Source organism: Pseudomonas parafulva (genome assembly GCF_002021815.1).
GTDB classification, from domain to species: domain Bacteria; phylum Pseudomonadota; class Gammaproteobacteria; order Pseudomonadales; family Pseudomonadaceae; genus Aquipseudomonas; species Aquipseudomonas parafulva_B.
In genome coordinates this window covers 3,179,970-3,193,879 of the sequence record NZ_CP019952.1, presented here as the reverse complement: position 1 = coordinate 3,193,879, position 13,910 = coordinate 3,179,970, and the positions used below count along the sequence as shown (strand labels likewise).

At 62.5% G+C, this 13,910-nt stretch carries 16 protein-coding genes; 12 read left to right on the top strand and 4 right to left on the bottom strand.

All coding sequences use genetic code 11. The annotated features are described in order from the left end of the window. Positions 1-21: 21 nt before the first annotated feature. The 3 genes from B2J77_RS14255 to flgA form a co-directional block, all read right to left on the bottom strand. Positions 22-489 (bottom strand): flagella synthesis protein FlgN, encoded by a 468-nt coding sequence (locus tag B2J77_RS14255; RefSeq protein WP_078478896.1) that lies wholly within the window; start codon positions 487-489, stop codon positions 22-24. Positions 490-538: 49 nt separating this feature from the next. Further along, positions 539-853 carry a flagellar biosynthesis anti-sigma factor FlgM gene (gene flgM, locus B2J77_RS14250; RefSeq protein WP_058639147.1) on the bottom strand — a complete coding sequence of 105 codons (315 nt, stop codon included), beginning with the start codon at positions 851-853 and terminating at the stop codon, positions 539-541. A 165-nt stretch (positions 854-1,018) separates the two neighbouring features. Beyond that, positions 1,019-1,768, bottom strand: a complete 750-nt coding sequence (gene flgA, locus B2J77_RS14245; RefSeq protein WP_078478895.1) for a flagellar basal body P-ring formation chaperone FlgA — start codon at positions 1,766-1,768, stop codon at positions 1,019-1,021. Positions 1,769-1,844: 76 nt separating this feature from the next. Between flgA and B2J77_RS14240 the strand changes: the two genes are divergently transcribed. Next, positions 1,845-2,774, top strand: coding sequence for a chemotaxis protein CheV (locus tag B2J77_RS14240; protein WP_058606139.1), 930 nt, complete (start codon positions 1,845-1,847; stop codon positions 2,772-2,774). A gap of 50 nt (positions 2,775-2,824) precedes the next feature. After that, entirely contained in the window at positions 2,825-3,652 is an 828-nt protein-coding gene (cheR, locus tag B2J77_RS14235) for a protein-glutamate O-methyltransferase CheR (RefSeq protein WP_023533991.1), read from the top strand. Between the two features lie 48 nt (positions 3,653-3,700). Here the strand turns inward: cheR and B2J77_RS21380 are convergent, their stop codons facing one another. After that, positions 3,701-3,949, bottom strand: a complete 249-nt coding sequence (locus B2J77_RS21380; RefSeq protein ID WP_145255447.1) for a hypothetical protein — start codon at positions 3,947-3,949, stop codon at positions 3,701-3,703. On the opposite strand from B2J77_RS21380, the gene flgB reads away from it, so the two are divergent. The 10 genes from flgB (at position 3,930) to flgK (ending at position 13,899) form a co-directional block, all read left to right on the top strand. Further along, on the top strand, positions 3,930-4,340 hold the full coding sequence (flgB, locus tag B2J77_RS14230; RefSeq protein ID WP_058606138.1) for a flagellar basal body rod protein FlgB: 411 nt from the start codon (positions 3,930-3,932) through the stop codon (positions 4,338-4,340). The genes B2J77_RS21380 and flgB overlap by 20 nt on opposite strands. Positions 4,341-4,342: 2 nt before the next feature. Continuing rightward, positions 4,343-4,786 carry a flagellar basal body rod protein FlgC gene (gene flgC, locus B2J77_RS14225; protein ID WP_023533977.1) on the top strand — a complete coding sequence of 148 codons (444 nt, stop codon included), beginning with the start codon at positions 4,343-4,345 and terminating at the stop codon, positions 4,784-4,786. A 12-nt stretch (positions 4,787-4,798) separates the two neighbouring features. Continuing rightward, the gene (gene flgD, locus B2J77_RS14220) at positions 4,799-5,500 is read left to right on the top strand and encodes a flagellar hook assembly protein FlgD (RefSeq protein ID WP_078478894.1); all 702 of its coding nucleotides are present in this window, start codon (positions 4,799-4,801) and stop codon (positions 5,498-5,500) included. A gap of 30 nt (positions 5,501-5,530) precedes the next feature. Beyond that, a complete protein-coding gene (gene flgE, locus B2J77_RS14215; protein WP_078478893.1) occupies positions 5,531-6,853 on the top strand; it encodes a flagellar hook protein FlgE in 1,323 nt (440 codons plus the stop codon). Between the two features lie 391 nt (positions 6,854-7,244). Beyond that, positions 7,245-7,985 carry a flagellar basal body rod protein FlgF gene (locus tag B2J77_RS14205; protein ID WP_023533964.1) on the top strand — a complete coding sequence of 247 codons (741 nt, stop codon included), beginning with the start codon at positions 7,245-7,247 and terminating at the stop codon, positions 7,983-7,985. 47 nt (positions 7,986-8,032) lie between these two features. Continuing rightward, positions 8,033-8,818: a flagellar basal-body rod protein FlgG gene (gene flgG / locus B2J77_RS14200; RefSeq protein WP_023533986.1), complete on the top strand. Its 786-nt coding sequence runs from the start codon at positions 8,033-8,035 to the stop codon at positions 8,816-8,818. Between the two features lie 37 nt (positions 8,819-8,855). Continuing rightward, a complete protein-coding gene (gene flgH / locus B2J77_RS14195; protein WP_078478891.1) occupies positions 8,856-9,551 on the top strand; it encodes a flagellar basal body L-ring protein FlgH in 696 nt (231 codons plus the stop codon). A gap of 11 nt (positions 9,552-9,562) precedes the next feature. Beyond that, positions 9,563-10,672, top strand: coding sequence for a flagellar basal body P-ring protein FlgI (locus tag B2J77_RS14190; protein ID WP_023533921.1), 1,110 nt, complete (start codon positions 9,563-9,565; stop codon positions 10,670-10,672). An 11-nt stretch (positions 10,673-10,683) separates the two neighbouring features. After that, entirely contained in the window at positions 10,684-11,844 is a 1,161-nt protein-coding gene (gene flgJ, locus B2J77_RS14185) for a flagellar assembly peptidoglycan hydrolase FlgJ (protein ID WP_078478890.1), read from the top strand. Between the two features lie 12 nt (positions 11,845-11,856). Next, entirely contained in the window at positions 11,857-13,899 is a 2,043-nt protein-coding gene (gene flgK, locus B2J77_RS14180; protein ID WP_078478889.1) for a flagellar hook-associated protein FlgK, read from the top strand. The last annotated feature ends 11 nt before the right edge of the window (positions 13,900-13,910 follow it).

Here is a 13,910-nt window from a genome sequence, read left to right as displayed (position 1 = left end):
TGCCGTGCCTTGATAGGGAAATCACACTTGGCTGAGGGCGCGCGGCTTGGTCAGGGGCGAGGTGCTGCCACGGCTGTTGTAGAGCGACGGCGAGTCGCCGCCCGTGAGGATGCGGACCTGATTGTTGGTGACCTGTTGCTGGACCTGAATGATACGGCCATTGGTCGAGTTGACCTGCTGACAGGCGTCCATCAGCTGCGCCAGCGTATCGAGTCGCTCCAGCATCACGTCACCGTGGGGCGATTGCGCCGCCACCGCCTGTACGCCGGCGCGGTCTGCGCTCAGGCCCAGGTCGCTCAGCAACTGGCCACGGCGCTGGCCGTGTTGTTCGAGCAGAATGATCAGCGACTGTTTGCGCGCCAGGATCTGCTCAAGCAACTGCATGTCGCGACCGTGCAGCGCGACAGCCTCGTTCTGAAGCAGCTCCAGTAGCTCCTGCATCGGAGCGATGTCTTGTTCGATCAATTGCAGCAGGGTGGTGTCGTGCATGGCTAACTCCCGGTTTTCAAGCGTCCATTGAAGTCAGCGCACCCGACGGTCAACGCTGTGCTTCGAAATCGAGCAGCTTGCTGGCGACACGGCCGGCATCGACCTTGTAGCTGCCATCGGCAATGGCCTGTTTGAGCTGGGCTACCTTGGCGCTGTTGACGACGGGTTCATCGCGCAGCTTGTCGCTGATCTTTTGCAACTGCTGGGCCTCTGGGCTTAGGTGCACGGCTTCTCCGCTTGCACCCGTGCCCTTTACTGTTTCCTGGCTGGCAGCCGGCTTTTCAGTGCTGCCAGGGGCATTGCTGCCGCGTACACCGCCGGTGACGGCCGGGGAATTATTCAAACGACTGAAGTCGATGACCATGATCAGAAAACCTCTGGGTTTATGGACGCTTGCCTTGTTTTCGGCCAACTCACGATAAACTTTAGGCACAAATGCGTGACTGTCTTGAGCGACAGCCTGTTACCCGTTTTCTGACACAGTCTAAAAAAAGCGGTTCCCCGGCGCCAGCGGCTTCCGCCCGCTGGCCTACATGCTCACCTCGACCTGGCCCGGGCCCGTCACCATGGCCTTGACCACGCGTTTGGAATTGAGATTGCGCACCCGAATCTGCTCGCTGATGCCGCCTTTGCTCAGCGCCTCGCCAGGCATGCGCACGCTCAACGTGCCACTGCGGGCAACGATCACCACATGATCGCCCTTGCGCACCACCTCCGCCTGCTCCAGGTGTTGAGGCGTCAGCACCTGATCCATCACCGTCGGGCGCAGCATCTTCATCCCGACCGCCTGGCCCACATCGGTCAGAAACCCTTGGCCCAGCGTGCCGACGTCCCGTTCGCGCAGGGCCACATCGCCTTCGCTCACCACGTTGTCCCGTCGCAGCGGGCGGGTGACCACGACCACCTCGCGGAACAAGCGAACGGTGGCGGGCACGAACACGGTCCAGGGCGCCGCGCCGTCGCAACGTACACGCACCGTCACCCGCCCCAGCGGCACGCTCGGGCTTTCCAGCGAAGCGTCGAGCGCCTGGCTGCACAAGGGCATGCGCAACCTTGGGTCCAACGGGTTCACCTGGATCTCGTAGCGGCCGGCCGTTTGGGTCGTGGCGAGATAATCTTCGACGGTGAACTCAAGAAACCCTTGGGTGACACCGATAAGCTGTTCAGGCATGGTGAACGCGTCCGCCCAGGTGCGAACCGGTACCAGCAGGCACAATGCGGCCAGCAAGCCAGCCAGCAGGCGCGTCAATCGTCGGGAAACTGTCGTTTTCATGTACATGGCGCTCAAAAAAGCAAAGCCCGTGCCGACTTCTTGAGTAAGTGGCAACGAATGGCTGACAGGTAAGGAGTTCGGCATGGCGGGGGTTATGGATTCGGTCAACCAGCGCACACAGCTGGTAGGGCAGAATCGCCTGGAACTGCTGCTGTTCCGCCTCAACGGCGAACAGCTTTATGGCATCAACGTTTTCAAGGTCAGGGAAGTGCTGCAATGCCCTGCGCTGACCATACTGCCCAAGGCGCATCCGGTGGTGCGCGGCGTCGCCAACATCCGCGGGGCGACGATTCCGATCCTTGACCTGTCGATGGCCACCGGCCTGCGCCCGTTGCAGGAAGACACGCGCAGCAGTTTCGTGATCATTACCGAGTACAACACCAAGACCCAGGGCTTTCTGGTGCACTCGGTCGAGCGCATCGTCAACATGAACTGGGAGGAAATCCACCCGCCACCCAAGGGGACCGGCCGCGATCATTACCTGACGGCAGTCACGCGGGTGGACAACCGTATGGTCGAGATCATCGACGTGGAGAAGGTGCTGGCCGAGGTCGCGCCGTCTTCGGAGGCGGTGTCGGCGGGGGTGGTGGACGCCGAGGTGCAGGACAAGGCCGTGATGCTGCGGGTGTTGACCGTCGACGATTCGTCGGTGGCACGCAAGCAGGTCAGCCGTTGCCTGCAGACGGTTGGGGTCGAGGTGGTGGCCCTCAATGACGGCCGCCAGGCCTTGAACTACCTGCGCCAATTGGTGGACGAAGGCAAGAAGCCTGAAGAAGAGTTTCTGATGATGATTTCCGACATTGAAATGCCGGAAATGGATGGCTATACCCTGACGGCGGAAATTCGCAGCGACCCGCGCATGCAAAAGCTGCACATCTGCCTGCATACTTCACTGTCCGGGGTGTTCAACCAGGCGATGGTCAAGAAAGTGGGCGCCGATGATTTCCTGGCCAAGTTCCGGCCGGATGATCTGGCCCAGCGCGTGGTTGACCGGATCAAGGCAGCACATTGAAAGGCGCCGGGGCTCGCCCCGGCCACAGTGATTGAAAAGAGGCGGCAGCAGTGTCTACGGGTAATTTGGATTTCGAACAGTTCCGGGTCTTTCTGGAAAAAGCCTGTGGCATCTTGCTGGGCGAAAATAAGCAGTATCTGGTGTCCAGCCGCCTCAACAAATTGATGGAGCAGCAGGGCATCAAGAGCCTGGGCGAGCTGGTGCAACGCATCCAGGCCCAGCCGCGGGGCGGCCTGCGCGAGCAGGTGGTCGATGCCATGACCACCAACGAAACCCTGTGGTTTCGCGATACCTACCCGTTCGAGGTGCTCAAGAACAAGGTCATCCCCGAGTTTATCCGCAACAACCCCGGCCAGCGCCTGCGCATGTGGTCGGCGGCGTGCTCTTCGGGCCAGGAGCCGTACTCCATCTCCATGGCCATCGACGAGTTCGAACGCAGCAACCTGGGCCAGCTGAAAATGGGCGCGCAGATCGTCGCGACCGACCTGTCGGGCACCATGCTCAACAACTGCAAGACTGGCGAGTACGACAGCCTGGCGATTGCCCGCGGCTTGTCGGCCGAGCGCCTGCAGCGCTACTTCGACCCCAAGGGGCCGGGGCGCTGGGCGATCAAGCCGGCGATTCGCAACCGGGTGGAGTTCCGCTCGTTCAACTTGCTCGACAGCTATGCAAGCCTGGGCAAGTTCGACATCGTGTTCTGCCGCAACGTCTTGATCTACTTCTCGGCCCAGGTCAAGAAAGACATCCTGCTGCGCATTCACAGCACCCTCAAGCCAGGCGGGTACTTGTTCCTGGGCGCATCCGAGGCCCTCAACGGCCTGCCGGACCATTACCAGATGGTGCAGTGCAGCCCGGGCATCATCTATCAGGCCAAATAGGCCCATGCCGTATGTGCCGCTGACCGGGCGATGCCTTGTCAGCGGCTTTCAATGAGTCGGCCCTGTCGCTGACGTCAATTTTTTGTTTTGCCGCTCATGTGCTCTTGTTTTTGCCGCTTGTGGCCATTGGGCCGCGTGCGGTTTGCCGCTTTTCTGGCATAGCGCCCCTTTGAACAGGGCTGCAAGGCCTTGAATACGGGCTTTGCCGATGTTGGCACAAGCCTTGCTAAAACCTTCGGCAACGACATTCTGGTCAACCGCTGAAGGTTTCCCCGACATGAGCATCAGCTTCGACAAGGCGCTTGGTATCCATGAAAAGGCCCTGGGCTTTCGTGCGCAACGCGCCGAAGTGCTGGCCAACAACATTGCCAACGCCGACACCCCCAACTACAAGGCCCGTGACCTGGACTTCGCCTCGGTGCTGGCCGCTGAAAGCGACAAGCAGCACAACGGCGGCCGCTTCGGCCTGGAGCGCACCAACAGCCGGCACATCGAGGCCGACGGCGTGGCGCTGAGCGACGAAGCCCTCAAGTACCGCACGCCGATGCAGCCTTCGATCGACCAGAACACCGTGGACGCGCAAATCGAGCAGTCGAATTACACCGAAAACGCGATTGGCTTCCAGGCCAGCTTCACGTTGCTCAACAGTAAATTCAAAGGGCTGGTATCAGCCCTGCGGGGAGAATGACCATGTCCCTTTCCAGCGTCTTCAACATTGCCGGTTCCGGCATGAGCGCGCAGAACACGCGCCTGAACACCGTCGCCTCCAACATTGCCAACGCCGAGACGGTCTCGTCGAGCATCGACCAGACCTACCGCGCTCGCCATCCCGTGTTCGCCACCACGTTCCAGAACACCCAGGCCGGCACCAGCCAGTCGCTGTTCGAGGACCAGGGCGAGGCAGGGCAGGGCGTGCAAGTAACCGGCATCGTCGAGGACCAGAGCAACCTCGAGGCCCGCTACGAGCCTAGCCACCCGGCGGCGAACAAGGACGGCTACGTGTATTACCCCAACGTTAACGTGGTCGAGGAGATGGCTGACATGATCTCGGCCAGCCGCGCGTTCCAGACCAATGCCGAGTTGATGAACACGGCCAAGAGCATGATGCAGAAGGTGCTGACCCTGGGTCAGTGATAGGACGCCGACATGACCACCACCAATGCCACAGGCGAAGTCGGTAGTAGCTACCTGAACTCGCTGCAGCGAAAAGAAAGCAAGAACGACGAAAAGACCGGCGCCGCCGGCAGTGCACTGGGCAAAGATGCCTTCCTGCAGCTGCTGGTCACCCAGATGAAGAACCAGAACCCCCTGGACCCGCAGCAGAACGGCGAGTTCGTGGCGCAGTTGGCGCAGTTCAGCAGCCTGGAAGGTATCCAGACCCTGAACAGCTCGGTCGGCTACATCGCCAGTGCGTTCCAGTCGTCCCAGGCCTTGCAGGCGTCGTCGCTGGTCGGGCGCAACGTGATCGTGCAGACCGACAAGGCCGTGGTCGACACCAGCAAGGACATGAAGGGCTCGGTGAACCTCACCGGCTCGAGCACCGCCACCTCGGTGGGGGTGTACGACAAGGACGGCAAGCTGGTGCGCACCCTCGACCTGGGTACCCAGGCTGGCGGCAAGGTGGACTTTACCTGGGATGGCAAGGACGACGCCGGTGAGACCCTGCCGGCCGGCACCTACAGCTTCAAGGCCACCGCCTCGATCAATGGCACGACGACGGCCATGACCACCAACCTGCCGGCCACCGTCACCAGCGTGACCATGGGCACCAACGGCGGCGAAATGTCGCTGAACCTGGCAGGGCTGGGCAGCGTTCCACTTTCCACCATTCAAAGCATCGGCATCTAGGGCCTAGCGCACATTTTCAGGAGTTAGCGTATGTCTTACAACATTGGCTTAAGCGGCCTCAATGCAGCCAACAAGGCCCTGAACGTGACCGGCAACAACATTGCCAACGTCGCCACCACTGGCTTCAAGTCCTCGCGCGCCGAGTTCGCCGACCAGTACTCAAGCTCCATTCGCGGCACCAGCGCCGGCCGTACCTCCATTGGTACCGGCGTAAGAACCGCCGCCATTTCCCAGCAGTTCAGCTCGGGCAACATCAACGGCACCGGCCAGGCGCTGGACATGGCCATTGACGGCAACGGCTTCTTCGCGCTCAACGACAACGGCTCGAAGATCTATACCCGGGCCGGGGCGTTCTACAGTGACAAGCAGGGCTTCGTCGTCAACGCCGGCGGCGCCAACCTGCAAGGTTATGGCGTCGACGAAAATGGCCAGGTGGTCCAGGGCGTATTGACCAACCTTCAGATCGACACGGCCAACCTTACCCCCAAGGCCACGTCCAAGATCGTGCAGACGGTCAACCTCAAGTCCAGCGATGGCGCGCCTACGGTCACCCCGTTCGACCCGGCCGATGTCAAGAGCTACAACTTCACGTTCTCAAGCGACGTGTACGACAGCCAGGGCAATGCGCACCAGTTGAACCAGTACTTCATCAAGGATGACACGTCCAATTCCTGGAAGATGTACACCACCATCGACGGTCGCAACCCACAGGACCCGACCTCCACGCAGCCGCTGATCAACGACCTGCCATTCAAGTCCGACGGCACGCTCAACGCCGATGCCCTCACGCCTGGGCCGGTGGCCGGTGGCCTGTCGATCAATGCGAACAAGACTTTCAACCTGGACAACTGGATCCCCGCGCAGAAGAACGCTGCCGGCCAGTGGTCAGCCAACGGCGCCAATGCCAACCCCGGCGGCGTCAGCCTCGACATGTTGGGCATGACCCAGTACAACGCCGCCTCGGCCGTGACCGCCAAGGATCAGGACGGGTTCGCTACCGGTGAGCTGTCCAGCCTGTCGGTAGACAAGGGCGGCTTCCTGTTCGCCAACTTCACCAATGGTCAGAACAAAGTTATTGGCCAGGTCGCCATCGCCAGCTTCTCCAACATGCAGGGCCTGACGCCGATTGGCGGCACCAACTGGCAGGAGTCCTTCTCGTCGGGTGTCCCGGTGATCGGCGCGCCGGACACCGGTACTTTGGGCCAGATTGCAGGTGCCTCGCTGGAAGATTCCAACGTCGACCTGACCGGCGAACTGGTGAACCTGATCAAGGCGCAGAGCAACTACCAGGCCAACGCCAAGACGATTTCCACCGAAAGCACCATCATGCAAACCATCATCCAGATGAGCTGATGGCGTGCCGAGGCGTGACACTCAGGGTTTACGAGCAGTGTCGATGAAGCATGCCTGCTTGTTGTCCTTTCTGCTGGTGATAGGGGGCGGTAGTGCCAACTGGGCAGAGGCCGCCCCAAGGCCTTTCTTCCTTTGGCAAAGCCTGGTCACCGGGCGATACATCTGCGTCCAAGGCAACCCGGGTTCAGGCTGGACCCGGTTTGCCGGCCCCTACAAAAACGGCGCCTGCCGCGATCACTGATCCAGGCGCTTTTGATCCGATGCCAACAAACTGACACCGATGGTAAAGCCGTCGCGCTGAAGTGCCCGATTCACCGGGGTGCAAAGCTGGTTCGATTATTGCTAGACCCTGCCTGATGACAGCGCGGTACTGGCGCGCGGAGGAGATGCTGTGGACAAATTGCTTTACGTGGCCATGACCGGGGCTAGCCAGAACGCGCTGGCCCAGAAGGCCCACGCCAACAATCTGGCGAACGTTTCCACCAACGGTTTCCAGCGCGACCTGGAGCAGGCCCGCTCGATGCCGGTCTTTGGCGACAGCTTCCCGGCGCGCGCCTTTGCCCTGACCGAGCGTCCAGCCACCGACTTCAGCGAAGGGCCGATGATCGAAACCGGTCGCGACCTGGACGTGGCTGTGAGCGGCCATGGCTTTATCGCCGTGCAGGCCCCCGACGGCAGCGAAGCCTATGTGCGCACTGGCAGCCTGAATATCGACGCCCTTGGCGTGTTGCGCGCCGGCAACGGCATGCCGGTGATCGGCAACGGCGGCCCGATTGCCATTCCACCTGAGCAGAAGGTGGAAGTAGGTGCCGACGGCACCATCAGCATCCGCTCCATGGGCGAAGACCCGCGGGTGATGGCCGAAGTCGACCGCATCAAGCTGGTCAACCCGGACACCAAGGGGTTGAACAAAGGTGCAGACGGCCTGATTCACACCGCCAGCGGCCAGCCGGCCGATGCCGACGTCAATGTTCGCGTGGTCTCGGGCTTTCTTGAAGGCAGCAACGTCAACGCGGTGGAAGAGATGACCTCGGTGCTGGCGTTGTCCCGCCAGTTCGAGCTGCACGTGAAAATGATGAGCGCGGCCAAGGAAGGCGATGAAGCCATGGCGCGGGTTTTGCAAATCGGCTAATGACATTTGAACGGGTGCCGTAAAACAGGCGCGCGAGGAGAACTTACATGCTTCCAGCTCTATGGGTCGCCAAAACCGGCCTGTCCGCCCAGGACACCAACCTGACGGTGATTTCCAACAACCTGGCCAACGTGTCGACCACCGGCTTCAAACGTGATCGCGCCGAGTTCCAGGACCTGCTGTACCAGATCCGTCGCCAGCCAGGTGCCCAGTCCACCCAGGACAGCCAGCTGCCCTCCGGCTTGCAGGTAGGTACTGGCGTGCGCATTGTCGGCACCCAGAAAAGCTTCGTGGCTGGCAGCCTGCAGACCACCGAGAACCCGCTGGACATGGCGGTCAATGGTCGTGGTTTCTTCCAGATCCTGCAGCCAGATGGCACGGTTTCGTACACCCGTGACGGCACCTTCCACCTCAACTCCGATGGCCAGATCGTCACCGCCAACGGCTATGCCCTGGAGCCTGCCATCGTCGTGCCCAACGACGCGCAGACCTTCACCGTCGGCCAGGACGGTACCGTATCGATCACCACCGCCGGCAACCCGGCCGCCCAGGTGATCGGCAACATCCAGACCGCCGACTTCATCAACCCGGCGGGCCTGCAGGCCATCGGTGGCAACCTGTTCCTGGAAACGGCCGCCAGCGGCGCCCCCCAGGTCGGCACCCCGGGCCTGAACGGCTTCGGTACCACCTTGCAGCAAACCCTGGAGAACTCCAACGTCAGCACCGTGGAAGAGCTGGTGAACATGATCACCACCCAGCGCGCCTACGAGATGAATTCCAAGGTCATTTCTGCCGCCAACTCGATGCTGCAGACCGTTACCCAGCAGCTGTGATCCCAGCAACTTCCGTAGCATCCGTGAGGTATGCACCATGAATCGTCTGTTGTCCGTTTTCGCCCTGGGCGGCGCGGTGTTGCTTGCAGGCTGCGTCGCCCCCGCGGCCAAGCCCAACGACCCGTTCTATGCGCCGGTGCTCCCGCGCACCCCTTTGCCGGCAGCGGCCAACAACGGTTCGATCTACCAGGCCGGTTTCGAGCAGAACCTGTACAGCGACCGCAAGGCGTTCCGCGTGGGTGACATCATCACCATCACCCTGAACGAGCGCACCTCGGCCAGCAAGAACGCAGGTTCCCAGATCCAGAAGAACAGCAAGGCCAGCCTTGGCCTGTCGTCGCTGTTCGGGGCCAGGCCGAACACCAACAACCCGTTCGGCGGCGGCGACCTGTCGCTCGATGCCGGCTACAGCGGTGATCGCACCACCAAGGGCGACAGCAAGGCCACCCAGGGCAACACCTTGACCGGCTCGGTGACCGTCACCGTGGCCGAAGTGCTGCCCAATGGCATCATCGCCGTGCGCGGCGAGAAGTGGCTGACCCTGAACACCGGTGAAGAGCTGGTGCGCATCGCCGGCCTCATCCGCGCCGACGACATCGCCACCGACAACACCGTGCCGTCCACGCGGGTGGCCGATGCGCGCATCACCTATTCCGGCACTGGCTCGTTTGCCGATGCCAGCCAGCCCGGGTGGCTGGACCGCTTCTTCATGAGCCCGCTTTGGCCCTTCTGAGTACCCTGACCATGCTCAACCTGAGGCAACTGCTCACCGCCACCTTGCTGCTGACCTGCGCCTGCGCCGCGCAAGCCGAGCGCCTGAAGGACATCGCCAGCATCTCGGGCGTGCGCTCCAACCAGTTGATCGGCTACGGCCTGGTGGTCGGCCTGAACGGTACCGGCGACCAGACCACGCAAACGCCTTTCACCCTGCAGACGTTCAACAACATGCTGTCGCAGTTCGGCATCAAGGTGCCGCCTGGATCGGGCAACGTGCAGTTGAAGAACGTTGCCGCAGTATCGGTGCATGCCGACTTGCCGGCCTTCGCCAAGCCAGGGCAGGTGGTGGACATCACCGTGTCGTCGATCGGTAACTCCAAGAGCCTGCGTGGGGGCAGCTTGTTGATGACCCCGCTCAAGGGGATCGACGGCAACGTCTACGCCATCGCCCAGGGCAACCTGGTGGTGGGCGGCTTCGATGCCGAAGGGCGCGACGGCTCGCGGATCACCGTCAACGTGCCGTCTGCCGGCCGTATCCCGGGCGGCGCCAGCGTCGAGCGGGCAGTGCCGAGCGGTTTCAACCAGGGCAACACCCTGACCCTGAACCTCAACCGCCCCGACTTCACCACCGCCAAGCACATCGTCGACAAGGTCAACGACCTGCTCGGCCCTGGTGTGGCCCAGGCCGTGGATGGCGGTTCGGTGCGTGTGAGCGCGCCGATGGACCCCAGCCAGCGGGTGGACTACCTGTCGATCCTGGAAAACCTGGAAATCGACCCGGGCCAGGCAGTGGCCAAGGTGATCATCAACTCCCGTACCGGCACTATCGTCATCGGCCAGAACGTCAAGGTATCGCCGGCGGCGGTGACCCACGGCAGCCTGACCGTGACCATCACCGAAGACCCCATCGTCAGCCAGCCGGGCCCGCTTTCCAACGGCCAGACCGCCGTGGTCCCGCGCTCGCGGGTCAATGCCGAGCAGGAAGCCAAGCCGATGTTCAAGTTCGGCCCGGGTACCACGCTGGATGAAATCGTCCGGGCGGTGAACCAGGTGGGCGCCGCGCCCGGTGACCTGATGGCCATTCTCGAAGCCCTGAAACAGGCCGGCGCCTTGCAGGCCGACCTGATCGTGATCTGAGGACGGCGTCGATGAACAGCAAGAGCCTGGTTTCCGGCAGTGTCGACAGCGGTGCCTTCACCGACCTCAACCGCCTCAATGCCCTCAAGCACGGTGATCGCGACAGCGAAGCCAACGTGCGCAAGGTGGCCCAGGAGTTCGAGTCGATGTTCATCAGCGAGATGCTCAAGGCTTCGCGCAAGGCCAGCGATGTCCTGGCCGACGACAACCCGATGAACACCGAGACGGTCAAGCAGTACCGGGACATGTACGACCAGCAGTTGTCGGTGAGCATGTCCCGCGAGGGTGGCGGTATCGGCCTGCAGGATGTGCTGGTACGCCAGCTCACCAAAAGCCGCCGCGCCGCCGCCAATACCAGCCCGTTCCCGCGTGGCCAGGCCGGCCCGGTGTTGTGGGGTAGCAAGGTCGCAGACCCGGTTCACGCCGCCCAAGCGGGCAGCACCCGCAACGACGTCGCCGCGCTCAATGCGCGGCGCCTGGCGTTGCCCAGCCGCCTTACCGACCGCCTGCTGGCCGGCATCTTGCCTACTGCGGCCACGGCGCCTGTCGGCGCAGCCCCCGCAGCCCCCGTGCGCGACGGCCAGCAGCCGGCCAAGGCCTTTGCCGTGCCCGAGAACGGGCTGCGCATTACCGGCCGTGCCATTGCCCAGCCGCCGCTGGCACCGAAAAAGGCCTTCACCGACAGCGATTCGTTCATCGCCACCATGCTGCCAATGGCCGAGCAGGCCGCCAAGCGCATCGGTATCGACCCGCGCTACCTGGTCGCCCAGGCTGCGCTGGAAACCGGTTGGGGCAAGTCGGTCATGCGCAACAGCGACGGCAGCAGCAGCCACAACCTGTTCGGCATCAAGGCCACCGGCAACTGGCAGGGCGAGCAGGCCAGGGCCATCACCAGCGAATTCCGCGACGGCCAGTTCGTCAAGGAAACCGCCCAGTTCCGCAGCTACGACTCCTACCAGGACAGCTTCCACGACCTGGTGAGCCTGTTGCAGAACAATTCGCGCTATCAAGAAGCGGTCAAGTCGGCCGATAACCCTGAGCAGTTTGCACGCGAGTTGCAAAAGGCCGGTTACGCGACCGACCCGGGCTATGCGAAGAAAATCATCAGCATCGCCCAGCAAATGCAGAAGACACCGCAATACGCCATGGCTGGCAGCACCACGAACCTTTGAAAGGACTAAATCATGTCGAGCCTGATTTCGATCGGCCTGAGTGGCTTGAGTGCCAGCCAGGCGCACCTGTCGGTCACCAGTAACAACATCGCCAACGCCGCCACCAGCGGCTATTCGCGCCAGCAGGCCATGCAAGTGGCCGGCGCCTCGCAGTACATGGGCGCAGGTTTTCTGGGCAGTGGGACCACGCTGGCAGACGTGCGCCGTATCTACAGTGCTTATCTTGACAATCAGTTGCAGACGGCGACGTCCCTGCAAGCCGATTCCACGGCATTCCAGGACCAGATCACTGGCATCGACAAGTTGCTCGCTGACCGGGACACCGGCATCAGCTCGGTGCTCACGGCCTTCTTTTCGGCCCTGCAGACGGCGGCAGCCAAACCGGGCGATGTGGCTTCGCGGCAATTGCTGCTGACCCAGGCGCAGACCTTGAGCAACCGTTTCAACGCCGTCAGCACTCAACTGACCCAGCAGAACGATGTGATCAACTCCCAGCTCGATACCTTGGCGGGGCAGGTCAACAAGCTCACCACCAGCATCGCCGAGTACAACAAGCAGATCGTGGCCGCCAGCGGCACCGGCAGCACGCCCAACAACCTGCTCGATGCCCGCAGCGAAGCCGTGCGCCAGTTGAACGAACTGGTGGGCGTGACCGTTCAGGAGCGTGAAGGCAACTACGACGTGATCCTGGGCAGCGGCCAGTCGCTGGTGACCGGCAACAGGGCCAACCTGTTGTCGGTTCAGCCGGGGGTGGCCGACAAAAGCCAGGCGACCTTGCGCATCAACTACGAGTCGTTCAGCTCGGACGTGACCTCGGTGGCCACCGGCGGCACCATCGGCGGCCTGCTGCGCTACCGCCAGGACGTGCTGACGCCTTCGATGAACGAGTTGGGCCGCGTGGCGCTGGTCGTCGCCGACAGCATCAACAGCCAGCTGGGCCAGGGCCTGGACGCCAACGGGCAGTTCGGCAGCTCGCTGTTCTCCAGCATCAACAGCGCCAGTGCCATCGCCCAGCGCAGCCTGGCCTCGTCGAACAACAGCGCAGGCTCGGGCAACCTCGATGTCACCATTGCCAACAGCGGCGCCCTGAGCACCTACGACTACGAAGTGAAGTTCACCAGCGGCAATCAGTACAGTGTGCGCCGCTCCGACGGCACCGACATGGGCTCGTTCGACCTCAATGCCGACCCTGCGCCGGTCATCGATGGCTTTAGCCTGTCCCTTAAGGGGGGTGCGCTGGCCGCCGGCGACAGCTTCAAGGTGATTCCTACCCGCTCGGCCGCCTCCGGTATTACCACAGTCCTCACCGATGCCAACAAGCTGGCGTTCGCCGGCCCTGTGAGCGCTGCCGTTGGCAGCGGCAACAGCGGCACCGGCACTATCACCCAACCTAACCTCGGAGAAGCGCTGGATATCTATGGCGGAGCCGACACGGCCCTGACGCAGCAGGCGATCAAGGACGCCATGCCGGTGCGCGTGGTATTCGACGCAGCCAACGGTGGGTCCCAGGGCTACAAGCTGTTCGATGCCAAGGGTGCGCAGATCGGCACCGGGACCGTGGTGCCAGGGCAGGACAATAAGCTGTCGCTGTCGATACCGATGCGTGACGCATCGGGCAACCCGATTCTCGACCCCAGCGGCAATCCGCGCACTTTTGCGCTGGAAACCACCATCGGCGGCAGCCCGGCGACCAACGACAGCTTTACCTTGTCGTTCAATGTCGATGGCAAGGCGGATAACCGCAATGCCACCGCGCTGCTGGGCTTGCAGACCAAATCCACGGTGAACACCGGTTCTGGTGGTGGCACCAGCTTTACCTCCGCCTATGCCTCCCTGGTCGAGCGGGTGGGTGCCAAGGCCAGCCAGGCCACCATCGATACCACGGCGACCCAGGCCGTGCTCAAGTCGGCCAGTGAGAGCCGCAGCGCTGTGTCCGGTGTCAACCTCGATGACGAGGCGGCCAACCTGGTCAAGTTCCAACACTATTACACGGCGTCGTCGCAGATCATCAAGGCGGCGCAAGAAACCTTCAGCACCCTGATCAACGCCTTGTAAGGAGAAGCGAC